The organism is Fructobacillus papyrifericola (assembly GCF_018437235.1).
GTDB classification, from domain to species: domain Bacteria; phylum Bacillota; class Bacilli; order Lactobacillales; family Lactobacillaceae; genus Fructobacillus; species Fructobacillus papyrifericola.
Genome location: NZ_JAAMFJ010000007.1, coordinates 1 through 26281 on the forward strand (window position 1 = coordinate 1; position 26281 = coordinate 26281).

31 protein-coding genes are annotated in these 26281 nt (G+C 49.0%); 29 read left to right on the plus strand and 2 right to left on the minus strand.

What is annotated here, in order from left to right; translation table 11 throughout:
- The first annotated feature begins 358 nt into the window (after positions 1-358).
- The 4 genes from serS to G6R28_RS05885 all read left to right on the plus strand — a co-directional run bounded on the left by serS (position 359) and on the right by G6R28_RS05885 (position 7986).
- On the plus strand, positions 359-1669 hold the full coding sequence (gene serS / locus G6R28_RS05870; protein WP_213793313.1) for a serine--tRNA ligase: 1311 nt from the start codon (positions 359-361) through the stop codon (positions 1667-1669).
- A 149-nt stretch (positions 1670-1818) separates the two neighbouring features.
- On the plus strand, positions 1819-4230 hold the full coding sequence (gene secA, locus G6R28_RS05875) for a preprotein translocase subunit SecA (RefSeq protein WP_213793314.1): 2412 nt from the start codon (positions 1819-1821) through the stop codon (positions 4228-4230).
- 45 nt (positions 4231-4275) lie between these two features.
- Complete coding sequence (prfB, locus tag G6R28_RS05880; RefSeq protein WP_213793315.1) at positions 4276-5394, plus strand: peptide chain release factor 2; 1119 nt, start codon at positions 4276-4278, stop codon at positions 5392-5394.
- 117 nt (positions 5395-5511) lie between these two features.
- On the plus strand, positions 5512-7986 hold the full coding sequence (locus G6R28_RS05885; protein WP_213793316.1) for an ATP-dependent Clp protease ATP-binding subunit: 2475 nt from the start codon (positions 5512-5514) through the stop codon (positions 7984-7986).
- A gap of 50 nt (positions 7987-8036) precedes the next feature.
- On the opposite strand, the gene G6R28_RS05890 is transcribed toward G6R28_RS05885, so the two are convergent.
- Both G6R28_RS05890 and G6R28_RS05895 read right to left on the minus strand, forming a co-directional pair.
- Positions 8037-9155: a PTS sugar transporter subunit IIC gene (locus G6R28_RS05890; protein ID WP_213793317.1), complete on the minus strand. Its 1119-nt coding sequence runs from the start codon at positions 9153-9155 to the stop codon at positions 8037-8039.
- A 277-nt stretch (positions 9156-9432) separates the two neighbouring features.
- Positions 9433-10092, minus strand: coding sequence for a prepilin peptidase (locus G6R28_RS05895; protein WP_213793318.1), 660 nt, complete (start codon positions 10090-10092; stop codon positions 9433-9435).
- Positions 10093-10366: 274 nt separating this feature from the next.
- Here G6R28_RS05895 and rpsL point away from each other — a divergent pair, with 274 nt between their 5' ends.
- From rpsL to rpsE, 25 genes are all read left to right on the plus strand, one after another.
- On the plus strand, positions 10367-10780 hold the full coding sequence (rpsL, locus tag G6R28_RS05900; protein WP_213793319.1) for a 30S ribosomal protein S12: 414 nt from the start codon (positions 10367-10369) through the stop codon (positions 10778-10780).
- A gap of 17 nt (positions 10781-10797) precedes the next feature.
- The gene (rpsG, locus tag G6R28_RS05905; RefSeq protein WP_213793320.1) at positions 10798-11268 is read left to right on the plus strand and encodes a 30S ribosomal protein S7; all 471 of its coding nucleotides are present in this window, start codon (positions 10798-10800) and stop codon (positions 11266-11268) included.
- 116 nt (positions 11269-11384) lie between these two features.
- A complete protein-coding gene (gene fusA, locus G6R28_RS05910; protein WP_213793321.1) occupies positions 11385-13496 on the plus strand; it encodes an elongation factor G in 2112 nt (703 codons plus the stop codon).
- A 153-nt stretch (positions 13497-13649) separates the two neighbouring features.
- Positions 13650-14804, plus strand: coding sequence for an ABC transporter ATP-binding protein (locus G6R28_RS06670; RefSeq protein ID WP_213793322.1), 1155 nt, complete (start codon positions 13650-13652; stop codon positions 14802-14804).
- On the plus strand, positions 14797-15624 hold the full coding sequence (locus tag G6R28_RS05920; RefSeq protein ID WP_213793323.1) for an ABC transporter permease: 828 nt from the start codon (positions 14797-14799) through the stop codon (positions 15622-15624). The genes G6R28_RS06670 and G6R28_RS05920 overlap by 8 nt, the downstream gene beginning before the upstream one ends.
- The gene (locus G6R28_RS05925; RefSeq protein ID WP_213793324.1) at positions 15621-16424 is read left to right on the plus strand and encodes an ABC transporter permease; all 804 of its coding nucleotides are present in this window, start codon (positions 15621-15623) and stop codon (positions 16422-16424) included. Before G6R28_RS05920 ends, G6R28_RS05925 begins: the two co-directional genes overlap by 4 nt.
- Positions 16421-17503 carry an ABC transporter substrate-binding protein gene (locus G6R28_RS05930; RefSeq protein ID WP_213793325.1) on the plus strand — a complete coding sequence of 361 codons (1083 nt, stop codon included), beginning with the start codon at positions 16421-16423 and terminating at the stop codon, positions 17501-17503. The genes G6R28_RS05925 and G6R28_RS05930 overlap by 4 nt, the downstream gene beginning before the upstream one ends.
- 299 nt (positions 17504-17802) lie before the next feature.
- Positions 17803-18111 carry a 30S ribosomal protein S10 gene (rpsJ, locus tag G6R28_RS05935; protein WP_010691177.1) on the plus strand — a complete coding sequence of 103 codons (309 nt, stop codon included), beginning with the start codon at positions 17803-17805 and terminating at the stop codon, positions 18109-18111.
- A gap of 57 nt (positions 18112-18168) precedes the next feature.
- Positions 18169-18852, plus strand: a complete 684-nt coding sequence (rplC, locus tag G6R28_RS05940) for a 50S ribosomal protein L3 (protein ID WP_213793326.1) — start codon at positions 18169-18171, stop codon at positions 18850-18852.
- A 26-nt stretch (positions 18853-18878) separates the two neighbouring features.
- Entirely contained in the window at positions 18879-19502 is a 624-nt protein-coding gene (gene rplD, locus G6R28_RS05945; RefSeq protein ID WP_213793327.1) for a 50S ribosomal protein L4, read from the plus strand.
- On the plus strand, positions 19502-19789 hold the full coding sequence (gene rplW, locus G6R28_RS05950) for a 50S ribosomal protein L23 (protein ID WP_010691182.1): 288 nt from the start codon (positions 19502-19504) through the stop codon (positions 19787-19789). Before rplD ends, rplW begins: the two co-directional genes overlap by 1 nt.
- Positions 19790-19810: 21 nt before the next feature.
- Positions 19811-20647, plus strand: a complete 837-nt coding sequence (gene rplB, locus G6R28_RS05955) for a 50S ribosomal protein L2 (protein WP_213793328.1) — start codon at positions 19811-19813, stop codon at positions 20645-20647.
- Between the two features lie 17 nt (positions 20648-20664).
- Positions 20665-20940: a 30S ribosomal protein S19 gene (gene rpsS, locus G6R28_RS05960; RefSeq protein WP_010691185.1), complete on the plus strand. Its 276-nt coding sequence runs from the start codon at positions 20665-20667 to the stop codon at positions 20938-20940.
- Between the two features lie 14 nt (positions 20941-20954).
- Entirely contained in the window at positions 20955-21311 is a 357-nt protein-coding gene (gene rplV / locus G6R28_RS05965) for a 50S ribosomal protein L22 (RefSeq protein ID WP_010691186.1), read from the plus strand.
- Positions 21311-21979, plus strand: a complete 669-nt coding sequence (rpsC, locus tag G6R28_RS05970) for a 30S ribosomal protein S3 (RefSeq protein WP_213793329.1) — start codon at positions 21311-21313, stop codon at positions 21977-21979. The genes rplV and rpsC overlap by 1 nt, the downstream gene beginning before the upstream one ends.
- Before the next feature lie 14 nt (positions 21980-21993).
- A complete protein-coding gene (rplP, locus tag G6R28_RS05975) occupies positions 21994-22407 on the plus strand; it encodes a 50S ribosomal protein L16 (RefSeq protein ID WP_213793330.1) in 414 nt (137 codons plus the stop codon).
- On the plus strand, positions 22407-22613 hold the full coding sequence (rpmC, locus tag G6R28_RS05980; RefSeq protein WP_010691189.1) for a 50S ribosomal protein L29: 207 nt from the start codon (positions 22407-22409) through the stop codon (positions 22611-22613). The genes rplP and rpmC overlap by 1 nt, the downstream gene beginning before the upstream one ends.
- 22 nt (positions 22614-22635) lie before the next feature.
- Complete coding sequence (rpsQ, locus tag G6R28_RS05985; protein WP_010691191.1) at positions 22636-22902, plus strand: 30S ribosomal protein S17; 267 nt, start codon at positions 22636-22638, stop codon at positions 22900-22902.
- Positions 22903-22951: 49 nt separating this feature from the next.
- A complete protein-coding gene (rplN, locus tag G6R28_RS05990) occupies positions 22952-23320 on the plus strand; it encodes a 50S ribosomal protein L14 (RefSeq protein ID WP_010691192.1) in 369 nt (122 codons plus the stop codon).
- A 22-nt stretch (positions 23321-23342) separates the two neighbouring features.
- On the plus strand, positions 23343-23651 hold the full coding sequence (rplX, locus tag G6R28_RS05995) for a 50S ribosomal protein L24 (protein ID WP_213793331.1): 309 nt from the start codon (positions 23343-23345) through the stop codon (positions 23649-23651).
- A gap of 35 nt (positions 23652-23686) precedes the next feature.
- Positions 23687-24229: a 50S ribosomal protein L5 gene (gene rplE, locus G6R28_RS06000; protein WP_213793332.1), complete on the plus strand. Its 543-nt coding sequence runs from the start codon at positions 23687-23689 to the stop codon at positions 24227-24229.
- Positions 24230-24351: 122 nt separating this feature from the next.
- The gene (gene rpsH, locus G6R28_RS06005; RefSeq protein ID WP_213793333.1) at positions 24352-24750 is read left to right on the plus strand and encodes a 30S ribosomal protein S8; all 399 of its coding nucleotides are present in this window, start codon (positions 24352-24354) and stop codon (positions 24748-24750) included.
- A 24-nt stretch (positions 24751-24774) separates the two neighbouring features.
- The gene (rplF, locus tag G6R28_RS06010; RefSeq protein ID WP_213793334.1) at positions 24775-25311 is read left to right on the plus strand and encodes a 50S ribosomal protein L6; all 537 of its coding nucleotides are present in this window, start codon (positions 24775-24777) and stop codon (positions 25309-25311) included.
- An 87-nt stretch (positions 25312-25398) separates the two neighbouring features.
- Positions 25399-25752, plus strand: a complete 354-nt coding sequence (rplR, locus tag G6R28_RS06015; RefSeq protein WP_213793335.1) for a 50S ribosomal protein L18 — start codon at positions 25399-25401, stop codon at positions 25750-25752.
- A 19-nt stretch (positions 25753-25771) separates the two neighbouring features.
- The gene (rpsE, locus tag G6R28_RS06020) at positions 25772-26278 is read left to right on the plus strand and encodes a 30S ribosomal protein S5 (protein ID WP_213793336.1); all 507 of its coding nucleotides are present in this window, start codon (positions 25772-25774) and stop codon (positions 26276-26278) included.
- Positions 26279-26281: the final 3 nt, after the last annotated feature.

Here is a 26281-nt window from a genome sequence, read left to right on the forward strand (position 1 = left end):
GCGCTGTGTTGATAACGCAGAGGTCCCTGGTTCGAATCCAGGATGGCCCATAACAGTCGACTTCGGTCGACTTTTTTTGTGCCTAAAAAGCGCTTGTCAAAGTCTTCTTTCTAGCATACAATAAGGGTATCAACTCATCATAAGTAGGTCATTTCAGAAAGGTAGCGGTTGTTGCGAGCTGCCAGACCGAAACTCCAATGAGTCACGCTTAGCAGGTAATGCTGCTCGGTTTCCACCGTTATCGGATAATGAGTGCTGCATTTATGCAGAAACTGGGTGGTACCACGGATTGCGTCTTTTTCGTCCCTGACTTTTGTTGGATGAAAAGGCGCTTTTTGTATAGAAGGAGAATAGTATTATGCTTGATATGAAGTACTTACGTAAGAATAAGGAAGAAGCAGCCAAGAAGTTGCAGGACCGTGGTGTTGAAGCTGGCACTTTGGAGGCTTTGCTTGAAAAGGACCAAAAGCGTCGTGACCTGATTGCCAAAGTCGAAGAAATGAAGGCCAAGCGTAACGAAGCCTCTGACAAGATTGCCTTTGCAAAGCGCCAAAAAGAAGACGCTTCAGCTGCCATTGCTGAAATGCAAGAAGTGGCCAAGCAGATTAAGGATATGGACCAAGAGTTGGCCGACCTTGATGCAGAAGTCAAGGAAGTGGCCGCTCACTTGCCAAACATTGCCGAAGACGATGTACCGGTTGGACCGGATGAAGACAGCAACGTTGAAGTGCGCAAATGGGCACCGGCCGACTATGAGGGCCGCCCAGAAGCCTTAACGGAAGCCCCTGCCTGGTTGAAGCCCCACTTTGAAATTGGGGAAGACTTGGGCATCTTGGACTTTGAACGCGGTGCCAAGGTTTCTGGAGCCCGCTTCCTTTACTACGTTGGTGATGGTGCTCGTTTGGAACGGGCCGTTTACAACTTTATGTTGGACGAACACCGCAAGGAAGGTTACACGGAAATGATCACGCCAATCGTGGTCAATGATTCCGCTATGTACGGAACGGGTCAGTATCCAAAGTTTAAAGACGACGCCTACCGTGTCCAGGACTTGGATCAAACTTACATTCCAACGGCCGAAGTGCCACTGACGAACTACTATTCTGGTGAGACTTTGCCAGCAGAAGATTTGCCAATCTCATTCACGGCGCTGTCACCATCCTTCCGTAAGGAAGCTGGGGCTGCCGGTCGCGACACCCGAGGCTTGATCCGCTTGCACCAGTTTAACAAAGTCGAAATGGTCAAGTTTGCCAAGCCAGACGATTCCGACAACCAACTGGAAATCATGACGAAGAATGCCGAAAACATTCTGCAAAAGTTGGGCTTGCCCTACCACGTGATTACGCTTTCAACTGGTGACATGGGCTTCTCGGCTGCCAAGACCCACGACGTGGAAGTTTGGATTCCGGCACAAAACTGCTACCGTGAAATTTCATCGGTTTCAAACACCCGGGACTTCCAGGCCCGCCGGATGCACATCACTTACCGCAACGATGAAGGGAAGTTGGAACTGGTTCACACGTTGAACGGATCTGGCTTGGCCGTTGGTCGTACGGTTGCCGCCATTTTGGAAAACTACCAAAACGAAGACGGTTCTGTGACGGTCCCAGAAGTCTTGCGCCCATACCTGGGTGGTCAGGAAAAATTGAACAAGACACCACACCACTAAAAAGCCCTAAAAGCGCGAAATTGACGGATGGACCATCTGTTTTTTTCGGGCTTTTTTTGCTATAATTAAGCTTAGTTTCTAAATTATTTCAGATTAAGTATGACTTTTATGAAAGGGGCGTATCTGGGCAACTAGATACCGAACATTCGATGGCAAATCCAATTCGTAAGGTGCTTGACAACTCCAAGCACAAATTAAAGAAAATTGACAAGGTGGCAAACCAGGTCGAAGCGTTGGCCGATGACATGGCTTCTTTGTCCGATGAGGCCTTGCAAAAGAAGACCCAGGACTTTCAAATTCGAATCCAACAGGCTTTGGCCGGTGTAAAGGATGAAAAGGCCAAGCAAAAGGCGACAGCCAAAGTCTTGGACGAACTCCTCCCCGAAGCCTTTGCCGTTGCTCGTGAAGGGGCCAAGCGTGTGCTTGGGTTGTACCCTTATCACGTCCAAGTCATGGGTGCCATCGTCTTGCACGGTGGAAACATCGCCGAAATGAAGACTGGTGAAGGTAAGACCTTGACGGCCACGATGGCAGTTTACTTGAACGCCCTTGCCGGAAACGGTGTGCACGTTGTTACGGTTAACGACTACCTGTCAAAGCGAGATGCTGAACAAATGGGTCAGCTCTACAACTGGCTTGGCCTTTCTGTTGGAATCAACGTTGGTGACGATTCACCCGATAAGAAGCGGGCCGCCTACGACGCTGACATCACGTATTCTACGAACTTCAACATCGGATTCGATTACTTGCGCGATAACATGGTGGCCCGTGCCGAGGACCGTGTGATGCAGCGTGGTTTGAACTACGCCCTGATTGATGAGGCCGATTCAATCTTGATCGATACGGCCCGGACGCCGTTGATTATTTCCGGTCCTGGTTCAGGCATTTCTCCACTCTACCAGCGTGTTGACCGTTTCGTTAAGACCTTGACCCGCGATCAGGATTACAAAGTCGACGAAGAATCAAAGAACACGTCCTTGACGCCGGAAGGAATCAAGAACGCCGAAGTCTTCTTCAATTTGGACAACATTTACGGCAGTGAAAACACGGCGTTGACCCACCACATTGACCAGGCCTTGCGCGCCAACTTTAACTACTTGCGCGACAAGGATTACGTGGTTCAAGAAGGCGAAGTCAAGTTGATTGACCAGTCAACCGGTCGTATTTCGGAAGGAACTCGTTTGTCCGATGGTTTGCACCAAGCCATCGAAGCCAAAGAAGGCGTCGAGATCAAAGAAGAAAACAAGTCAATGGCCCAAATTACCTACCAGAACCTCTTCCGGATGTACAAGAAGTTGTCTGGTATGACGGGAACGGCCAAGACCGAAGAAGAAGAACTGCTTGAAATCTACAACATGGAAGTCATCGAGATTCCAACGAACCGTCCGGTTCAACGAGTTGACATGCCAGACCTCTTGTACCCTTCACTGAAGTCCAAGTACAACGCGGTGGTCAACCGGGTGGCGGAGCTGCACAAGAAGGGCCAACCAGTCCTCTTGGGAACCGGTTCCGTTGAATCTTCTGAATTGGTTGATAAGCTGCTGACGGCACACAACATTCCGCACAGCGTTTTGAACGCCAAGAACAACGAAAAAGAAGCCGATATCATTGCTAACGCCGGTCAAAAGGGCGCCGTTACCGTTGCCACCAACATGGCCGGTCGTGGAACCGACATCAAGTTGGGCCCTGGAATCGATCAGCTTGGCGGCTTGGCCGTGATTGCAACCGAGCGACACGAATCACGACGGATTGATAACCAGCTGCGTGGTCGTGCTGGACGTCAGGGAGACAACGGTTTCTCACAGTTCTACCTGTCTTTGCAAGACGACCTGATGATTCGTTTCGGTGCTGAAAAAGTCCGCGCCCTCTTGCAACGGATGAACATGGATGATGACGAAACGGTCATCACCCACCGCTGGATCACTCGTTCCGTTGAATCCGCACAGAAGCGTGTTGAAGGAAACAACTACGATACGCGTAAGAACGTCTTGCAGTACGATGACGTTGTCCGGGAGCAGCGTGAATTGATTTATAAGGAACGCGATCAAGTTTTGGATGAAACAAAGTCATTGGATAACGTGTTGATGCCAATGGTTAAGCGGACCATCGACCGAGTGGTTGACGCTCAAACGCCTGGTAAGGACCAAAAGGAATGGCACTTGGATGCGATTAACGCCTTCATTGAGTCTTCCTTGACCTCACCAAAGCACGGGTCCGTTCGCTTGCAGAACTTAAACCGCGATGAAATCAAGGACAAGCTCTACACCCTTGCCCAGGAAAACCTGGATGAGAAGAAGCAGGACTTGCCAGACGAAGGCCAGCTCTTGGCCTTTGAACGCGTGGTTATCCTGCGTTCCGTTGACCAACACTGGACGGATCACATCGATGCCTTGGACCGCTTGCGTCAGGGAGTCGGACTCCGTGGTTACGGTCAGTTGAACCCATTGGTTGAGTATCAAAACGAAGCCTTTGCAAACTTTAACAAAATGATTGCTGACATCGAATACGATGCCACTCGGACTTTCATGAAGGCCGAGATTCGCACCAACATGTCAGCCTAAAAACAAAGCGAACGATGAGTTCGCTTTTCTTATGGGAGGATCGCCATGGAAGTAGTGGCAGCCAAACAGGCCTTAGCCGGTATTCGAGAAGAAGTTGCCGGTTTTGAAAAAACATTGGATTTGGATGCATTGACGGAAGAAATTGCCGACTTTGAAAACCAAATGACAGAACCTGGTTTCTGGGACGACCAGCAAAAAGCACAGGGCGTCATTGATGAAACCAACGTCTTGAAGAAGCGCCGTGATTCCTTTTTAGCGCTTGGTGAAGCGGCCGACGAAATTGAAATGCTCATCGAAATCGTCAACGATGATCCGGAAGATGCCGATTCTGCTGAAGAACTTGGTAATTTGGTCGAAAAGACCCAGGACGCTGTGACGGCCTATAACCTGGAGCAGTTGTTGACTGGTGAATACGACGCCAACAACGCTATCTTGGAAATTCACCCGGGATCGGGTGGAACGGAATCAACGGACTGGGGTGAAAAGCTCTACCGGATGTATACGCGTTGGGCTCAGGCCCACGACTTTAAAGTCGATGTCTTGAACTACAATGCCGGTGACGAAGCCGGGATTGATTCAGCCACGATCAAAGTCTCCGGCCACAACGCCTACGGCTTCCTGCGCTCTGAAAAGGGTGTGCACCGCTTCGTCCGTATTTCACCCTTTGATTCGGCCGGCCGTCGGCACACCTCCTTCGTTTCGGTTGATGTGATGCCAGAATTAGACGACTCAATCGAAGTCGAGGTTCGCGATGACGATATCAAGATGGACGTTTTCCGTTCCGGTGGAGCCGGTGGTCAGAACGTCAACAAGGTGTCAACCGGAGTCCGCTTGACCCACGAACCAACCGGGATTGTGGTGTCATCGACCGTTGAACGAACGCAGTATGGTAACCGTGATTACGCCATGCGCCTGTTGAAGGCCAAGCTTTACCAACTGGAGTTGGAGAAGAAAGAGGCCGAACGTGCCGCCTTGGCTGGTGAAAAGAAGGAGAACGGCTGGGGTTCCCAGATTCGTTCCTACGTCTTGCACCCCTACCAAATGGTTAAGGATCACCGGACTAATTACGAGACCAACCAACCACAAGATGTCTTGGATGGGAACTTGGATCCTTTCATCAATGCCTACCTCCAGTGGCAGTTATCACTGAAGAATCCGGATTAATCAAAAGAGCAGCCGCAGCTGCTCTTTTTATTTTGACCGGGTCAGACTTTATGAAGAAAGGTCCCTGCGTTATAATAGAAGCCAACAAAGTAAACGAAAGAAACAAAGGAGCAGAACATGGCTAATCAGTATACGAATTCCGCAAAGACTGCCCTGACAATTGCGCAGGACCAAGCCAAGTACTTCCGTCACCTAGCGGTTGGCACCGAGCACCTGCTCCTGGCCTTGGCCATGGAAAAGCAGGGCGTGGCCGGTAAGATTTTGGCCGAATTCTCAGTTGGACCAAAGGATGTCCAAGAAGAAATCGAGCACTACACCGGTTTTGGTATTGAACAGGCCTTTGATAACGACCTGTATTTGCCTTACTCACCAAAGGCTGGAACGGTGTTGAACTGGGCCAAGGAGCAAAGCGAAACCCTCAATCAGGGTGAAATTGGCACTGAACTGCTTTTACTCGCCTTGATTCAGGATCAAAGCATCCTGGCAGCCCGGGTGCTGCTGGCCTTGGATGTCAACTTGATGGACTTGCAAAAGGCCATTCTGCGCCGCCTTGGTATCTCGGACTTGCGTAAGCAGATGAAGCGGGGCAAGCCCGCACAAAAGCCTTTGGAGGGCACGCCAACCCTTGATAAGTTGGGTCGGGACCTGACGCAGGTGGCTCGTAGTGAACACTTGGATCCGGTCATTGGCCGCGATCAAGAGGTGCGCCGCGTGGTTCAGATTCTGTCCCGACGGACGAAGAACAACCCTGTCTTGGTTGGTGAACCAGGGGTTGGAAAAACGGCCATTGCCGAAGGCTTGGCCCAACGGATTGTCAAAGGGCAAGTGCCGGATAACTTAAAGCACAAGCGCCTCATGGTCTTGGACATGGGTTCCTTGGTGGCCGGAACCAAGTACCGTGGTGAATTTGAAGCCCGCTTGAAGCAGATCATCGATGAAATTGAGCAGGATGGCCAGGTCATTCTCTTTGTTGATGAATTGCACACCCTTGTTGGGGCCGGTGGTGCCGAAGGGGCCATTGATGCTGCTAACATTTTGAAGCCGGCTTTGGCCCGTGGCGAATTGCAGTTGCTTGGGGCCACGACTTTTGATGAGTACCAGCAGTCGATTGAATCCGACGCTGCTTTGGAACGGCGCTTTGCCAAGGTGACGGTTAACGAACCATCCACCAACGAGGCCGTTGCGATTTTGAAGGGCATCCGGCCCAAGTTTGCCAATTACCATCGGGTCAACATTTCAGACGATGCCATTGAAGCAGCCGTCAAATTGTCCGCCCGCTACATCACGGACCGCTTCCTGCCCGATAAGGCCATCGACTTGATGGATGAGGCCGCTGCCAAAGTCCAAATCGACGCCGTCGATCGGCAGACACCCCTTCATAAGGAACGGGCGGCACTGGCCAAGATTGTCAACGATAAAGAAAACGCCATTGCCGAAATGGACTTTGAGCTGGCTGCGGACTTGCGCTTAAAGGAAATCGCCCTTCGTCAAAAGATTGAAAAGGCGGTTGCTCGAGCTGAAAAGAAGCAAGGCCAACAGGAAGAATATAGCATGGAAGTGACCAAGGAAGACATTGCCACGGTCATTTTTGAACAGACCGGTGTGCCCTTGACCCAGGTCCACGAAAGCGAAACCGACCAGTTGATTAACTTGGAAAAGGAATTGGGCAAGCGGGTGATTGGTCAAAAGGATGCCGTTTCAGCAGTGTCTCGCGCCATTCGTCGTTCCCGTTCTGGCTTAGCGGATCCAAAGCGGCCAATGGGAACCTTTCTCTTCCTTGGCCCAACCGGGGTTGGAAAGACGGAATTGGCAAAGGCCCTGGCAGAACTGGTCTTTGGTTCAGAAGACAACATGATTCGAATCGACATGTCCGAATACCAAGAACAGTACTCCGCCTCCCGCTTGATTGGTTCGGCCCCTGGATACGTTGGCTACGATCAGGGTGGCCAATTGACGGAGCAGGTGCGCAAGCACCCTTACTCCATCATCTTGTTAGATGAGCTGGAAAAGGCCAACAAGGACATCTATAACCTGATGCTCCAGGTCTTTGACGATGGCTTCTTGACCGACGCCAAGGGTCGTCGCGTGAACTTCCGTAACACCATCATCATCATGACGTCAAACCTCGGGGCCACCCGCCTCCGTGATGAGAAGACGGTTGGCTTTGGCTCGCTTGACCAAGCGGAAAACAACGAGGCCGTTGCCGCCAAAATCAAGGAAACGGTGAAGGAAACCTTCCGCCCCGAATTCGTTAACCGAATTGACGAAGTGCTGGTCTTCGATGCCTTGGAAGAAAAGGAAGTCGAACAGATTGTGCGCCTCTTGTCCAAGTCGCTGCTCGAGCGAGTAGCCGAACAGGGTGTCAAAATTAAGATTACCAAGGCGGCCGTTCAGGCGATTGCCAAGGATGGCTATGACCGTGAGTACGGTGCCCGTCCAGTCCGGCGCTTGATTCAAACCGAGATTGAAGATAAGCTTTCAGAGGCGCTTTTGTCCGGTGAAATCGAGACGGCTGACATGGTAACGATTGGCGCAACCAAGGGTAAGGTTACCCTAAAGATTCAAAAGGCCAAGGACCCGGTCCAAGCCTAATAAACATTGAAAAAGTCCCGCTACGAAAGTAGCGGGACTTTTTTTACTCTTTACATCATATCTAAGTGAAGATCGTTTTCCTTGGTTAAGCCAGCCTTCTTCAATAAGAAGTAGTAGGCAAATCCGGCAGCTGCTGGCAACAAAGCGCCGAAGACCATGACCAGTACCAAAGCATGCACGTTAGTACCCAGCAAGGCCAGGGGTGCGATTAGCGAGGTGAGACCCAAGCCGGCGATGGTGAAAGGCACCTTCAAATCAAAGACTCCAACGGCCAACATAGCGGACACACCGGCAATAACCGCAGGACCGAAGAAGAGCAAAGGGCTCTTTAACAAGTTAGCAAACTGGATTTTCGGTGTCACGATGGTTTGGGCAACGTTGGCACCGACGTTGTTTTGACGAAAGCCCATTACGGTATACATGACAAAGCCGGCGGTTGTACCAACCAATGCGGCCCCACTGGAAAGGGGGTCAAGCATGACGGCGATGGCAAGGGCGGCAGACGAAGCCGGTGTCATCAAGAAGAGGAACCAGAAAAAGGAGACGACAAAGGCGCCTAAGAAGGGACTCACGGCCATTGTCTTGGCAAGGTTTTCAGAAACCCAGTTCAAAAACGGTGTCGTGTAGGTTGCGGCCACTAAGCCGGTAACGGTACCTGTTAAGGCTGCAGAAAAGGGAACGAGTAGCATGTCCAAGGCCGTTTTGCCGGTTAGGTAATTACCGACTAAGACCGCGACAACGGCGGCAAAGACGGCAGAAACCGGTTGGCCCGAGGTCATGACCAAAGAGCCGACGGGCTGTGTTGCGGCCCAATTGGTCGCTGTGTGCGTGTTTGCAATCGCTGTGCTAGCAAAGTAGACGGCGTTTGAACCAACTGTTGCGGCAATTAAGGCAGCCCCGGTTGTTAAAACGGTGGCATCAAGGGCCATGGCGACACCGACACCGAGTGCGGGGGCCAACATCTTTTGCCCCATGGCACCGGCCTGGACTAATGCGGGAAGGTGCAGGATGTTGCCCAGTGAACTAAGCAGTAAGCCCATTCCTAAAACAGATAGGATGGCGTAAGTGATTCCCTGTGAAACAGCGTAAAAGGCTGATTGTTTCTTTTTGTTTGGTGTAGCCATTTCCTGTGGGCGAACATCCGCCGCTTGTAAAGTTGTTGCATCCATCGATACTTCCTCCAAATTTCTTCTCCAACAAAAAAGACGCCAGAAACTGGCGCCTTCCCATAGCATTGGATAGAAAGTAGAGGATTGGCCGCCAGCCCAAGTCAATGTGCTGGCAGCTAAAAAGGTGACCAGCAGTTATCAAATAATGATAATGCTAATCACGATTGCGTTATTCAATTGAGTTGATTGCTGATTTGTTGTCATCATCTTTTCTCCTCGATTGGTTGTATTCACTATACTAAGATTAAAAATAAATGTCAATCTTTTAATAAAACTTTTATTTAAACCTGAAAACAAGCAAGGTAAACAGCCAACTAAAAAGGAGAAAAGGAATCATCGGCATTTTTTTGTGTTGATATTGAAAGAAAGCAAAAAGGCCGCTGGTTGATGCCAAAAAGAGTAGGAATAATACATGGTGAAGATCAAAAACCAGAAAAGAGAGCAAAAAGACCGGCAGGTCCCCCAAACCGAGACTTTCCTGTAAAACAAAGAACAGGAGTAGGAGGAAAAGGAGAACAAGGGGCCAGTTGAAGGCGGGTGGCTGAAAGATTAAAAGGAGGGAGTCAATGACCCAGACAAAGTCGGTATGGGCAGCCATGCCTTGCGAATCCTCGCGTGCTAAAAACAAAAGGGGGTAGGCCAGGAGGTAAGGCGTTTGGAAGTCGAATGGCAGGCTGGCCATGACCAGGGGAAATAAAAGTTCGAACAGAAAACACTCGCCAAGGGAACCAAAGGCCTGCTGACAGTTGGCGCAGCGAAAACGGAGGAACAGGGCGGAAAGAAAGGGGATGAGTTCGTACCAGGAGAGGTTGTGTCCACAAGAAAAACAGTGGGAACGGGTTGAAAAAAGTGGTCGCTGATGGATAGCCCGGTCGGCCAAACAGAGGATGGTCGATGCCAGCGTTGATTGTAATAGAAAGTAAAGAAGGAAGGTCATACTATATAGTACGAAAGCAAAGGGCAAAAGTTTGCTTGTCCTTTGTTCTTTCTTAAGAAAAAAGACCGAAAAAACGTCAAAAAGCGCCTTGACTTTACCGGTAAACCTGCTATTATATTCAACGTGCTTTTAAGACATTCAGCTCGGATGTCGCAATAACTGCGACAAAGAGCGGTGTAAAGGCAAGTCTAAGCAGGACTTCCGGGAGCACTTTTGTTTAATGACAAAAATGATACACCTGGAACTGTGAAATGAAACGAAGGAGAATAGTAGGATGCCTACAATTAACCAATTGGTTCGTAAGTCACGTAAGTCTCAAGCGACTAAGTCAAACTCACCCGCTTTGAACTTCGGCTACAACTCAATGAAGAAGCAAGCAACAAAGAATGCTGCCCCACAAAAGCGTGGTGTTGCCACTCGTGTTGGAACTTTGACGCCAAAGAAGCCTAACTCAGCTTTGCGTAAGTACGCTCGTGTACGTTTGTCAAACCTGTATGAAGTAACGGCTTACATCCCAGGTATCGGTCACAACTTGCAAGAACACTCGGTTGTTTTGATCCGTGGTGGTCGTGTTAAGGATTTGCCTGGTGTGCGTTACCACGTTATCCGTGGTGCACTGGATACTGCCGGTGTTGACGGTCGTATGAGCTCACGTTCTAAGTATGGAACGAAAGCTCCTAAGAAGTAAAAAGGAGAGGAAAACTTATGCCACGTAAAGGTTATACGAAGCGTCAGGAAGTTTTGCCTGACCCAATTTACAATTCAAAGCTGGTTTCCCGTTTGATCAACAAGTTGATGATCGATGGTAAGCGTGGAACGGCATCAACGATCTTGTACGATGCCTTCGACCGTATCAAGGAAGCAACTGGTAACGATCCATTGGAAGTTTTCGAACAAGCCATGGAAAACATCATGCCAGTCTTGGAAGTTAAGGCCCGCCGTGTTGGTGGATCAAACTACCAGGTGCCAATCGAAGTTCGCCCAGACCGTCGTACGACTTTGGGACTCCGTTGGTTGGTTAACTACGCCCGTTTGCGTAACGAACACACAATGGACGAACGTTTGGCCAAGGAAATCATGGATGCAGCCAACGAAAACGGTGCATCTGTTAAGAAGCGCGAAGACACGCACAAGATGGCGGAAGCCAACCGTGCCTTTGCTCACTACCGTTGGTAGGATTAGCTGGACTAGCTTGCTAGCCCATGCTTCTTAGCAAGGAATATTCTTTTTAAAAAGCGAACTGAAACTAGGTCGCTTTTTATTGCAATAACGAAAAATTTTAGGAGATCACAATGGCAAAGCGTGAATATCCGCTTAACCGTACTCGTAACATTGGTATCATGGCCCACATCGATGCTGGTAAGACGACGACGACTGAGCGTATCTTGTACTACACTGGTAAAATCCACAAGATTGGTGAAACGCACGATGGTGCTTCACAAATGGATTTCATGGACCAGGAAAAGGAACGTGGAATCACGATCCAGTCAGCCGCTACGACGGCCGTATGGCGTGGATTCTTTGACCAATACGAAAAGGATCCTTTCCGTGTTAACATCATCGATACTCCAGGTCACGTGGACTTCACGATCGAAGTTGAACGTGCCCTCCGTGTCTTGGATGGTGCCGTAGCCGTGTTGGATGGTGCTGCTGGTGTTGAGCCACAGACTGAAACTGTTTGGCACCAAGCCACGACTTACAACGTCCCACGTATCGTCTTCGTTAACAAGATGGATAAGTTGGGTGCTGACTTTGGTATGTCAGTTGAATCAATGCACGAACGCCTCCGCGTTAACGCCGAAGCCATCCAATGGCCAATCGGTGCTGAAGACGACTTTGCTGGTGTGATTGATTTGATCACGCAGGAAGCTTACTACCCAACCGATGATCTTGGATCAACTTGGGAACCAAAGCCAATTCCTGACGACTACAAGGACATTGTTGCAGAACGTCGCGAAAAGTTGATTGAAGCAGTTGCTGATGTCGATGAAGACTTGATGAACAAGTACCTTGAAGGGGAAGAAATCTCAGTTGACGAATTGAAGGCGGCTATCCGCCGTGCAACGTTGGCCTTGGAATTCTACCCAGTTCTTGCCGGTTCTGCCTACAAGGATAAGGGTGTTCAAATGATGTTGGATGCCGTTGTTGACTACTTGCCATCACCTTTGGAAGTTCGTCCTTACGTCGCTACTGACCCTAAGACGGACGAAGAAGTTGACTTGGTTGCCGATGACTCAAAGCCATTTGCTGCCTTGGCCTTCAAGATCATGACGGACCCATTCGTTGGTCGTTTGACATTTATGCGTGTTTATACTGGTTCTTTGCAAGCCGGTTCATACGTACAAAACACTTCTTCAGACTCACGTGAACGTGTTGGTCGTTTGCTCCAAATGCACGCCACTTCACGTACTGAAATCGAAGAAGTCTTCTCTGGTGATATCGCCGCTGCCATCGGTTTGAAGAACACGACGACTGGTGATTCTTTGACGGCCGTTGACCACCCATTGATCTTGGAGTCAATGGAATTCCCAGAACCAGTTATCGAATTGGCCATCGAACCAAAGACGAAGGCCGATCAGGACAAGTTGGCAACTGCTTTGCAGAAGCTTGCTGAAGAAGATCCTTCATTCCGTGCTACGACGAACCAGGAAACTGGTGACACGTTGATCGCCGGAATGGGTGAATTGCAGTTGGACATCATGGTTGATCGTATGAAGCGTGAATTCAACGTTGAAGCCCAAGTTGGTGCCCCTCAAGTTGCCTACCGTGAAGCCTTCACCAAGGACGTTAAGGCGCGTGGATTCTTCAAGCGTCAGTCCGGTGGTAAGGGACAGTATGGTGATGTTTGGATCGAATTCTCACCAAACGAAGAAGGTGCTGGATTCGAATTCGAAGACGCCATCGTCGGTGGTGTTGTTCCTCGTGAATACATCCCTTCTGTTGAAGCAGGTTTGAAGGATGCTTTGAACGCTGGTCCTTTGGCTGGCTTCCCATTGGTTGACTTGAAGGCCAAGTTGTACGATGGTTCTTACCACGATGTCGATTCTTCTGAAGCTGCCTTTAAGATTGCCGCTTCATTGGCATTGAAGGAAGCATCAAAGACTGCCGGTGCCGTTATTTTGGAACCAATCATGGCCGTTGACATTGTTGTTCCTGAAGAAAACCTTGGTGATGTGATGGGACACGTTTCCGCACGTCGTGGTTTGATTGAAGGACAAGAAAACCGAGGACCTGTTTTGGCCGTTAAGGCTCAGGTGCCATTGTCAGAAATGTTCGGTTATGCAACGACTTTGCGTTCAGCTACGCAGGGACGTGGAACCTTCCAGATGGTCTTCGACCACTACCAGGCCGTTCCAAAGAACGTTCAAGAAGAAATTATCAAGGAACACGGCGGCGAAGCATAAGCTTTCCCCCATTTTCCTTAAAGCAGATGAGCTTGCTCGTCTGCTTTTTTCGTACATAAAAGTCGGATGAGTTCGCTAAAATCACGGCCAAAGGGCTATACGCCACCCGCGGGGCGTTGTAAAATGGAAACACTGACTGATTGGAGAAAAGTAATGGCAGAAGTAGAAAAGATTCTTGAATTTAAGCAGGTTGCCCTTTCCTTTGGGGAGACCGAAGTCTTAAAAAACATCGATTTGAGCTTGGATTCCGGCCAGTTTTACACCCTCTTGGGCCCCTCTGGTTCTGGTAAGTCGACGATCTTAAAGTTGATTTCCGGCCAACTCCAGCCCTCAGCCGGACAAGTCGTCTTTGACGGTGCGGTCATCAACGACCTGCCTGCAGAAAAACGGCGGGTGAACACCGTCTTTCAAAACTACTCGCTTTTTCCAAACATGAACGTTTACGACAACGTGGCCTTTGGTCCCCGTTTGAAGAAGATGCCAGAGGAAGCCATCGAAGAAAAGGTCAAGGAGATGCTTGGCTTGGTCAAGTTGGCCGGTTATGAAAACCGGGAAATCAACGAACTGTCCGGTGGTCAGCAGCAGCGCGTGGCCATTGCCCGGGCGCTGGCCAACGATCCGGAAGTGCTGCTCTTAGACGAACCGCTTTCCGCCTTGGACTATAAGCTACGCAAAGTCTTGCAGACGGAACTGCGGACAATTCAACGGCGCCTGGGAATTACCTTTGTTTTCGTAACTCACGATCAAGAAGAGGCCCTGGCCATGTCGGACTGGATCTTTGTCATGAACGACGGGGTCATCCAGCAGCAGGGAACGCCGGAAGACATTTACGATGAACCGGTCAACCACTTTGTCGCCGACTTTATCGGAGAATCGAACATCGTGCCCGGGGTGATGAAGGGAGACTATTTGGTTCACTTTGTCGGCAAGGACTTTGAAAACGTGGATGCCGGCATGCGGCCAAACGAAGCGGTCGAAGTCGTCTTGCGCCCGGAAGACTTGGATTTGACCACGCCCGAGGAGGGAAAGCTGGTGGTCACCATCAAGAACCAGTCCTTCCGCGGGGACTACTATGAAATCATGGCCCAGGATGACGACTTGAACCTCTGGCAGGTTCAGGTCACCAATCCGGCCGTCATTGGGTCTCGGGTGGGGCTGACTTTTGACCCGGAAGACATTCACATCATGCGCTACAACGAGTCCGAAGAGGACTTTGACGCCCGGCTGGAAGCCTACGAGGATGACGAAACGCCAACCGATCCGTCGGGTTCCGCTGACAAAGTCCCCGAGGTGTTCAACCATGAATAAGACCAAGAAACGTTTTACGGAAGCCTACCTCGGCATTTACGGCCTCTGGCTGCTGGCCTTTGTGGTCGCACCACTGTTGCTCCTCTTGATTCAGTCGCTCAACGTGCCTGGTAAGGGCTTTTCCCTCGAAAACTACCGGGACTTTTTCACATCTGGTCCCTACTTAGCCATGACGGTTAATTCGATTTGGTACGCCTTTTTAATCACGGTGATTACGCTGGCCATTTCCTATCCGTTGGCCATTTGTCTAACCAAGCTCAAGCACCGGCAGTTCTGGCTTCTGCTGGTCATCTTGCCAACCTGGATTAACCTTTTGCTCAAAACCTACGCCTTCATCGGGCTGCTTGGCAAGGGGGGCTTGCTGAACCAGGCCTTAAGCAGCATGGGCTTTGGTCACAGTCAGCTCCTCTTTACCAACGGAGCCTTCTTGTTGGTGGCTGCCTACATTGAACTGCCCTTCATGGTGCTGCCGATCTACAACGCCCTGCTGGACATCGATCCCCTGTTGCCAGCGGCCTCCCGTGACCTGGGGGCCTCGTCCTTTGACACCCTTAAAAAAGTCATCTGGCCACTGTCCATGCCCGGGGTAAAAACCGGTGTGCAAACCGTCTTTATCCCCAGTCTTTCCCTCTTTATGATTACCCGCCTGATTGGTGGTAACAAAGTCATCACGCTGGGAACGGCAATCGAGGAACACTTTTTGGTTACCCAAAACTGGTCTTTTGGTTCGACCATCGGCGTTGTTCTGATTATTGCCATGGCCCTGACCATGGCTTTGACAACCGATAAGAAGAAAACAAGAAAGCGAGGTCGCAAATGAAAATCATTGAACGTTCCTGGCTGACCTTCTGCTTCTTCCTGCTCTATGCACCAATTCTCTTCTTGGTCGTCTACTCCTTTAACTCGGGGGAGGCCATGCAGGGCTTTGCTGGCTTCTCCTTCGTTCACTATCAAGAACTCTGGCAGGACACCCGACTCTTGCAGATTGTTTTGAACACGCTGATTCTGGCCCTGTCCGCCGCCCTGATTGCGACAGTCATTGGGACTATTGGCGCTTTGGCGATTTACCGGACGGAACGGCAGCTATTGAAGCAGTCCTTGCTTAGCCTAAACAACGTCTTGCTGGTTTCGCCCGATGTCATTATCGGTGCCGCCTTTTTAATTTTGATGACGGCCCTAGGCTTGAAACTGGGCTTTTTGACGGTTTTGATGGCCCACGTGGCCTTTTTGATTCCAATCGTTGTTTTGATGGTCTTGCCCAAGCTGCAGGAAATGAACCGGGATTTGGTTCTGGCGGCTTCCGACTTGGGGGCTAAGCCGACCGAGGTGCTGACAAAAGTCACGCTGCCGGTCATTACGCCGGGGATTTTTGCCGGCTTCTTCATGGCATTGACCTATTCCTTGGACGACTTTGCCGTGACGTTTTTCGTTACCGGAAACGGCTTTTCAACGCTGGCCGTTGAAGTCTACTCCCGGGCCCGGCAGGGGGTCTCACTTGAAATCAACGCCCTGTCGACGATCATGCTTGGCCTGGCCTTTATTCTGGTCTTGGCCTACTATGCCTATAGTCAAAAGCGGCGCGGGCAAAAGCCAACCAAGCTAAAGGAGAAAGTCAAATGAAGAAACTACTGATGACTTTTCTAGCGGTTTGCTGCCTGATTTTGGCCCTGCTTGGCCTGGACTTTGCCCTGACGGCAAGTCGGGCACAGCCAAGTAGCCAGAAGGGGCAGACGCTGACTTTTTACAATTGGGGCGATTACATCGACCCAAGCATCCTGTCCGACTTTGAAAAGGAGACGGGCTATAAGGTGAACTACCAGACCTTTGACTCCAACGAGGCCATGTACACGAAGATTCAGCAGGGTGGAACCAACTATGATTTGGCCGTGCCTTCGGATTACATGGTCGCCAAGATGAAGAAGGCCGGCTTGCTGGCAAAATTGGACAAGAGCAAGCTGACTGGCATGGATAACTTAAACAAGCAGTTCCTAAACCAGTCCTTTGATCGAGGGAATCAATACTCGGTTCCATACTTCTGGGGAACGCTTGGCATTTTATACAATACGAAGCGGGTCAAGGGTTCTGACCTCACGAGTTGGTCCTCGCTTTGGTCCGACCGCTACAAGAACCGGTTGCTTCTGGTTGATTCGGCCCGTGACATTTTGGGGATGACTTTGCTCTCCCAGGGAAAGTCGGTCAATGATCAAAACAAGGCCGACTTGGCCGCTGCCCAGGGTAAGCTGTCCTCGCTCATGCCAAACGTCAAGGCGATTGTCGGCGATGAGTTGAAGATTTACATGGCCCAGGGGGAAGGCGACTTGGCCGTGACCTATTCTGGCGAGGCTAAAAACGCCATTGAGAAGAACTCGGACCTGGCCTACACCGTGCCAGAAGACGGCTCCAACCTCTGGCTAGATAATTTGGTCATCCCAAAGTCGGCCGAGCACAAGCAGGCCGCTTACGCCTTGATCAATTACTTGAACCGACCAGACGTAGCAGCAAAGAACGCCAAGTACATTGGCTATGCCACGGCCAACCAGGCCGCCTACCAGCAGTTGCCAAAGTCAATTCAAAACGACAAGGCCTTCTATCCAAAGCAAGCCATTTTGGATAAGCTGCAGGTTTATCAAAATTTCAATTCCTATTGGACCCAGGCATACAACGATGCCTTTTTGGAGTTTAAGTTGGGAAAGTCGTAAAAAAATAAGTGATTTTGTCAAAAAACGACTTTGACAAAGCGAGTTAAAATTTAAGCAAAAAAACATGATAAATCCACGAAAAACCCTTGTATACCAAGGGTTTTTCTGCTATTATATTCAAGTACGCCTTTTGGGGATGCCGATGCAAACCCGCTAAAAAGACTGGTGTATCAACGTTTAGCGATGATGATTAAGGTTGCGACACGCGCGGCCGCGTTGCCATGGGCGCGCAAACACAACAGTGTTGTCGGTTTTTGATCGGAGTTAGCTGATTTACAAAATCAACGAGGAGGCAGAAAATGGCACAAAAGAAGATCCGTATCCGCTTGAAGGCATACGAACACCGTATCTTGGACCAATCAGCGGACAAGATTGTTGAAACGGCAAAGCGTACCGGCGCAGAAATCGCTGGTCCTATTCCGTTGCCAACTGAACGCTCTTTGTACACGGTGCTTAGCTCACCACACAAGTACAAGGATGCCCGCGAACAGTTCGAAATGCGGACGCACAAGCGTTTGGTCGACATTGTGAACCCTACTGACAAGACAGTTGACGCATTGCGTAAGCTTGAATTGCCAGCAGGTGTTGCAATTGAAATCAAGCTCTAATAAATAAGTACCACCCCGCTGGACATGAGTTCAGCGACGAAATGAAGGAGATTAGTCATGACTAAAGGTATCTTAGGCCGTAAAGTCGGTATGACTCAGGTTTTCACTGAATCTGGTGAATTGATCGCCGTGACTGCTGTCGAAGCAACGCCAAACGTTGTCTTGCAAGTAAAGACGCAAGCAACTGATGGTTACAACGCTTTGCAGTTGGGTTACCAAGACAAGCGCGAGATTTTGTCAAACAAACCTGAACAAGGCCACGTTGCAAAAGCCAACACAGCCCCTAAGCGCTACATTCGTGAAATCCGTGATGCGGAAGGCGAATACAGCGTTGGGGATGCAATTGCTGTTGACACTTTCCAAGCCGGTGAATATGTTGATGTTACCGGTGTTACTAAGGGACATGGTTTCCAAGGTGCAATCAAGAAGCTTGGACAATCACGTGGACCTATGAGCCACGGTTCCCGTTACCACCGTCGCCCAGGTTCAATGGGTGCCATCATTAACCGTGTTTTCCCTGGTAAGCTTTTGCCAGGTCGCATGGGTAACAACAAGCGTACGATGCAAAACATTGCGATCGTTCACGTTGACGTTGAAAACAACCTCTTGTTGTTGAAGGGGAACGTTCCTGGTGCCAACAAGTCATTGTTGACCATCAAGTCAACGGTTAAGACAAACGCAAATCACCCTGAAATCAAGATGGCCGGTTCAAAGCCTGCTGCTGATTCAGAAGAAAACTAAACTAATAGAAAGGAGAACAATCAATCATGACTAAAGTTGCTGTATTAAAGCAAGACGGTTCAAAGGCTTCTGACTTGGAATTGAACGAAGAAGTTTTCGCCGTTGAAGCAAACAACGCTGTGATTACTGATGCCGTATTGATGCAACGCGCTTCAATGCGTCAAGGTACGCACGCTGTCAAGAACCGTTCTGCGGTTTCTGGTGGTGGACGTAAGCCTTGGAAGCAAAAGGGTACTGGTCGCGCACGTCAAGGTTCAATCCGTGCACCACAATGGCGTGGCGGTGGAATTGTCTTCGGACCAACTCCTCGTTCATACGCATACCGTATCAACAAGAAGGCCTACAACTTGGCCTTGAAGTCAGCCTTGTCACAAAAGGTTGCCGACAACAAGTTGGTTGTAGTTGACGCTTTGGCCTTTTCAGAAGCTAAGACAAAGGACTTCAAGCAAGTTCTTGCAAACTTGGCAGTTGATTCAAAGGCCTTGGTAATCGTTGACGAAGACAACGAAAACGCAATGCGCGCTGCTCGTAACTTGGCAAATGTTCAAGTAATGACTGCTGCAGGCGTTAACGTCTTGGACGTGGTAAACGCGGACAAGCTGGTGGTTGTTCAATCAGCGATTGAAGAAATCCAAGGAGGTCTCGCCTAATGGATGCACGCGATATTATCCGTCGCCCAATCATTACCGAAGCTTCAATGGCGCAAACTGAAAACAAGCGCTATGTCTTTGAAGTAGACGTACGGGCAACTAAGCCAGAAATCAAGCGAGCTATCGAATCAATCTTCGATGTACAAGTTGCTCGTTTGAACACCGCTAACGTAAGCGGAAAGAAGAAGCGTCAAGGTCGCTACGTCGGCTTCACTCGTAAGATGAAGAAGGCTACGGTTACTTTGAAGGCTGATTCAAAAGATATTCAAATCTTTAACGAAGGTTAATTTTAATAGGAGGATAAGACATTGGCTATCAAGAAGTACAAGCCAACCTCGAACGGACGACGTAACATGACTTCTTCTGATTTCTCTGAAATCACGAAGTCAACGCCCGAAAAGAGTTTGTTGGAAAAGAAGTCAAAGACCGGTGCCCGTAACGCACAAGGTCGCATGACTGTTCGCCACAAGGCTGGTGGACACAAGCAAGCCTACCGTATTATCGATTTCAAGCGTGTCAAGGACGGCAAGTTCGCGACTGTTAAGGCGATTGAATACGATCCAAACCGTACGGCTAACATTGCTTTGATCGTCTATGAAGACGGAATCAAGAGCTATATCTTGGCGCCTAAGGGATTGAAGGTTGGCGATAAAGTTCAATCTGGTCCTGATGCCGATATTAAGATCGGTAATGCCTTGCCATTGAGCGCTATCCCTGAAGGTACTTTGATTCACAACATCGAATTGAAGCCTGGTAAGGGTGGTCAATTGGCCCGCTCAGCCGGTGCATCAGCACAGGTTTTGGGACGTGACGGCAAGTACGTTATCGTTCGTTTGACTTCAGGTGAAGTACGTTTGGTCTTGGAGACTTCACGTGCAACTATCGGTGAAGTTGGTAACGCAGAACACTCATTGATCAACTGGGGTAAGGCTGGTCGTAACCGTCACCGTGGTATTCGTCCACACGTTCGTGGATCAGTTATGAACCCTAACGATCACCCACACGGTGGTGGTGAAGGTAAGGCACCTGTTGGTATGCCTAGTCCACTTTCCCCATGGGGTAAGAAGACTGCTGGTAAGAAGACTCGCGACAAGAAGAAGAGCTCAACGAAGTTCATTATTCGTGGTCGTAAGAAGAGTAAGTAAGGGAAAGGAGATAACTAATGGCTCGTAGTTTGAAAAAGGGACCATTTGCGGACCCGCACTTGCTTAAGAAGATCGAGGCCCAAGCGGACCAAGAAAAGAAGTCAGTGATCAAGACATGGTCACGTCGTTCAACGATTTTCCCAAGTTTCATCGGCTTCACGATCGCAGTTTATGACGGTCGTAAGCACGTTCCTGTTTATGTCCAAGACGACATGGTTGGTCACAAGTTGGGCGAATTCGTTCCAACGCGTACTTTCCGCGGACACAAAGTAGACGATAAGAAGACTAAGTAAGGAGGAAATGCAAAATGGCTGAACAAGTAACATCAGCTCGGGCGACTGCCAAGATCGTTCGCGTTGCCCCTCGTAAGGCACGCTTAGTTCTTGATACGATTCGTCGGAAGAATGTCAACGAAGCCTTTGCAATCCTAAAGTTCTTGCCAAATACTTCTACTGAAGATATTTACAAGGTATTGAACTCAGCAGTTGCAAACGCCGAAAACAACTTTTCACTTGACCGTGAAGATTTGATCGTTAAGGAAGCATTCGCAAACGAAGGACCTACGCTTAAGCGTTTCCGTCCACGTGCGAAGGGATCTGCTTCCGCTATTAACAAGCGCACTAGCCACATTACGATTGTGGTTGCTGAGAAGGAGGAAAAGTAATGGGTCAAAAGATTAACCCAACTGGCTTCCGTGTCGGTGTCATCCGTGACTGGGATGCGAAGTGGTTTGCTGACAAGGCAGACTTTTCTAACCAACTTCTTGAAGACTTGCGTATTCGCAAGTACATCGAAGAAAACTTAACGGATGCGTCAGTTGACCGCGTTGAAATCGAACGCTCAACGAAGTCACGTATCGATTTGACTTTGCACACTGCCAAGCCAGGAATGGTTATTGGTAAGGGTGGTTCCGAAGTTGAAAAGTTGCGTACGCAATTAGCTAAGTTGACGGATGTTGACTCACGTGGCCGTCACAAGCGCGTGTTCATCAACATCGTTGAAATCAAAAAGCCAGACTTGTCTGCTCACTTGGTGGGTCTTCAAGTTGCTGGTGATTTGGAACGTCGTGTTGCCTTCCGTCGTGCAATGCGTGGTGCGATCCAACGTGCCCGCCGTGCCGGTGCTAAGGGAATCAAGATTGTTGTTTCAGGTCGTTTGAACGGGGCAGATATGTCACGTATCGAACAGTACACTGAAGGAACTGTTCCGCTCCACACACTCCGTGCCGATATCGATTACTCATGGGACGAAGCAGTTACTGCTTACGGAAACTTGGGTATCAAGACTTGGATCTACCGCGGTGATGTGTTGCCAAAGAAGAAGAACAAGTAAGGAGGGAAGCAAACATGTTAGTACCAAAGCGTGTTAAGTTCCGTCGTGTACACCGTGGCCACATGCGTGGTGAAGCAAAAGGTGGAAAGACGGTTGCCTTCGGTGACTACGGCTTGCAAGCAACGACTTCAAGCTGGATCACTAACCGGCAAATTGAAGCTGCCCGTATTGCAATGACCCGTTATATGAAGCGTGGTGGTAAGGTCTGGATCAAGATTTTCCCACACAAGTCATATACATCGAAGGGTGTTGGTGTTCGAATGGGTAACGGTAAGGGTGCTCCCGAAGGATGGGTTGCCCCAGTTAAGCGTGGTAAGGTAATGTTCGAAGTTGGTGGCGTGGCTAAGCCTGTTGCCTTGGAAGCATTGCGTCTTGCCTCACACAAGTTGCCTGTACGTACAAAGATTATTGCTCGGGAGGCTGAATAATGGCTAAAGCAAATGAATTAAAAGCTTTGTCACTTGCGGATTTGCAAAAGCGCGAAGCCGAATTCAAGGAAGAATTGTTCAACCTTCGTTTCCAATTGGCTACTGGTCAATTAGAAAACACGGCCCGTATTTCAAAAGTTCGTAAGGACATCGCACGTGTGAAGACTGTCATTCGTGCACAACAGTTGGCAGAAGCCAACAAATAAGACGAAAGGAAGAAGCTGAATAATGAGTGAAGAACGTAACGCTCGTAAGGTCTACCGTGGCCGCGTCGTTTCCGACAAGATGGAAAAGACGATTACTGTTGCTGTTGACACTTACGTCAACCACCCAGTTTATGGTAAGCGAGTTCGCTATACGAAGAAGTTCAAGGCCCATGATGAAAAGAATGTTGCCAAGCAAGGCGACATCGTCCAAATCATGGAAACTCGTCCTTTGTCTGCAACGAAGCACTTCCGTTTGGTTAAGGTCATTGAAGAGGCCGTTATCCTTTAATTTGGGTTAACCATTCGTCTGTAATAATTGCTAACAAGGAGGATGAACCATGATTCAACAAGAGAGTCGTTTGAAAGTGGCTGATAACTCTGGCGCACGTGAAATCTTGACGATTAAAGTGCTCGGTGGTTCTGGCCGTAAGGTTGCTGGCATCGGTGACATGATTGTTGCTACTGTTAAGCAAGCTATTCCTGGTGGTACAGTAAAGAAGGGTGACGTCGTTAAGGCTGTCATCGTGCGAACTGTTTCTGACGTACGTCGTACGGACGGTTCATACATCAACTTCGATGAAAACGCTGCTGTTATCGTAAAGGATGACAAGTCACCAGTCGGAACGCGTATCTTTGGCCCTGTTGCACGTGAATTGCGTGACAACAACTATACGCGTATCGTTTCATTGGCACCAGAAGTGCTCTAATACTGACAAGGAGGAGCCAATCATGTTTGTAAAAACAGGTGATAAGGTTCGCGTCATTGCAGGTAAGGACAAGGGTAAGGAAGGAACAATCACTAAGACTGTTGCCTCAAAGAACCGCGTCGTTGTCGAAGGCGTAAACCTCGTTAAGAAGCATCAAAAGCCTTCTAACGAATATCCACAGGGTGGTGTTATCGATACTGAAGCACCTATCCACGCATCAAACGTGCAAGTACTTGACCCTTCAACCAACGAACCAACGAAAGTTGGATTCAAGTTTGAAGACGGCAAGAAGGTACGTTTTGCCAAGAAGTCTGGCAACAAGCTGGGCTAATTAAGCTAACCATTTGAAAGGTAGAAATCATTATCATGGCAAATGAATTGAAAGAAAAATATGTTAATGAAGTTCAACCTGCTTTAATCAAGAAGTTTAACTTCACGTCAATCATGCAAGTACCCAAGATCGAAAAGATCGTTTTGAACATGGGTGTTGGTGATGCCGTGTCAAACTCGAAGAACCTCGATGAAGCGGTTGAAGAATTGAAGCTGATCGCTGGTCAACAACCAGTTATCACGCGTGCTAAGAAGTCAATCGCCGGTTTCCGTTTGCGTGAAGGTATGGCAATCGGAACCAAGGTTACTTTGCGCGGAGAACGTATGTACGAATTTTTGGACAAGTTGATTAACATCTCCTTGCCACGTGTTCGTGATTTCCACGGTGTTTCTGGTAAGGCCTTTGACGGTCGCGGAAACTACACGTTGGGTATCCGTGAACAGTTGATTTTCCCTGAAATCGACTTTGACAAAGTGAACAAGGTTCGCGGTTTGGACATCGTTATCGTAACGACTGCCCAAAGCGATGAAGAAGGTCACGAATTGTTGGCTCAACTTGGCATGCCATTTGCTAAGTAAGACAACTTTGAACGGTCACTCATTTGAGTGACCCGTTCTTAAGTCTGGTAGACGTTGGTCTACTGGACTTAAGAACGTATCAATTGTTGTTACGTTCAAATTAAAAAGGAGGATATCGATAGATGTCTATGACTGATCCAATTGCTGATTTTTTGACTCGGATTCGTAACGCCAACTTGGCCCGTCACGCTTCCGTATCAATTCCAGCATCAAAAATGAAGAAGAGCATGGCTGAGATCTTGAAGCAAGAAGGTTTCATCCGCGACTTTGAATTCGTTGAAGACAACAAGCAAGGTGTTATCAACGTATTCTTGAAGTACGGGGAAGATCAACAGCGTGTCATCACTGGAATCAAGCGTGTGTCAAAGCCAGGTTTGCGTAAGTACGCCAAGGCCGAAGACATGCCTAAGGTTTTGAATGGCCTGGGTATCGCTATCGTTTCAACATCAATGGGTGTTGTCACTGATAAAGTCGCACGCGCTAACCAAGTTGGTGGCGAAGTGCTGGCTTACGTTTGGTAATATATCTAAGAAAGGAGACTTACCATGAGCCGTATTGGTAATAAAGTCGTTACGATTCCTGCTGGCGTTGAAGTTAAGCAGGACGGACAACACGTCACGGTTAAGGGACCTAAGGGTGAATTGTCATACAACATCAACCCTGAAATCACCATGCACATGGATGGAACGGAAGTTCGTTTCACTCGTGCAGCCGAAGACAAGAAGCACCGTGCCTTGCACGGAACAACCACTGCTAACTTCTTGAACATGATCGAAGGTGTAACTAATGGTTTCACTAAGACGTTGAAGATGGTCGGTGTTGGTTACCGTGCCGCAAAGAAGGGTTCAGTATTGAACCTGTCAGTTGGTTATTCACACCCAGTTGACTTTGAAGACCGCGAAGGATTGACGGTTGAAGTGCCTGACGCTTTGACGATCAAGATTTCTGGAATTTCAAAGCAAGCCGTTGGTGACTTTGCCGCTGAAGTTCGCGCTATCCGCCCACCAGAACCATATAAGGGTAAGGGAATTCGCTACGAAGGCGAAGTTGTTAAGCGCAAGGAAGGTAAGACTGGTAAGTAAGCTTTACGCTCTACGAACAGTTTTCACCGATTTAATTAATTATTTTGAACAGGCAATTCCGATTGCCTAGAAAAGGAAAGCACAGCTATGATTTCAAAACCAGATAAGAACAAGCTCCGTGCACGTCGCCACAAGCGCGTCCGCGGAAAGGTCTCTGGTACTGCTGCTCGCCCACGTTTGAACGTTTTCCGTTCTAATGTAAACATCTACGCTCAATTGATTGATGACGTAGCGGGTGTAACGCTAGCAAGTGCCTCATCACAATCTGCCGATGTTACCGGTACTAAAGTCGAACAGGCCGTTAAGGTTGGTGAATTGATCGCCAAGAACGCCAAGGCTGCTAAGATCGAAGAAGTTGTCTTTGATCGTGGTGGTTACGTCTATCACGGACGTGTGAAGGCTTTGGCTGACTCAGCCCGTGAAAACGGCTTGAAGTTCTAAGGAAAGGAGGAATAAACAAATGGTTGAATTCGTAAACCCTAAAGAATTAGGTGAATTAGAAGAAAACGTTGTCGCAATTAACCGTGTTACCAAGGTTGTTAAGGGTGGACGTCGTTTGCGTTTCGGTGCTTTGGTTGTCGTTGGTGACAAGCAAGGACACGTTGGTTTCGGAACTGGTAAGGCGCAAGAAGTGCCTGAAGCCATCCGTAAGGCCGTTGAAGATGCAAAGCGCAACTTGATTACTGTCCCAATGGTTGGTACGACTATTCCTCACGATGTTCTTGGAGAACACGCTGGTGGTAAGATCTTGATCAAGCCAGCCGAAGAAGGTGCCGGGGTTGCTGCCGGTGGTTCTACCCGTTCCGTTATGGAATTGGCCGGAATCTCTGATGTGACTGCTAAGTCACTTGGTTCATCAACTCCAGTTAACGTTGTCCGCGCAACTTTTGATGGTTTGTCAAAGTTGAAGGATGCAAACGACGTTGCAAACTTACGTGGTGTTTCTTTGGAACACTTGGCTGAATAAGGA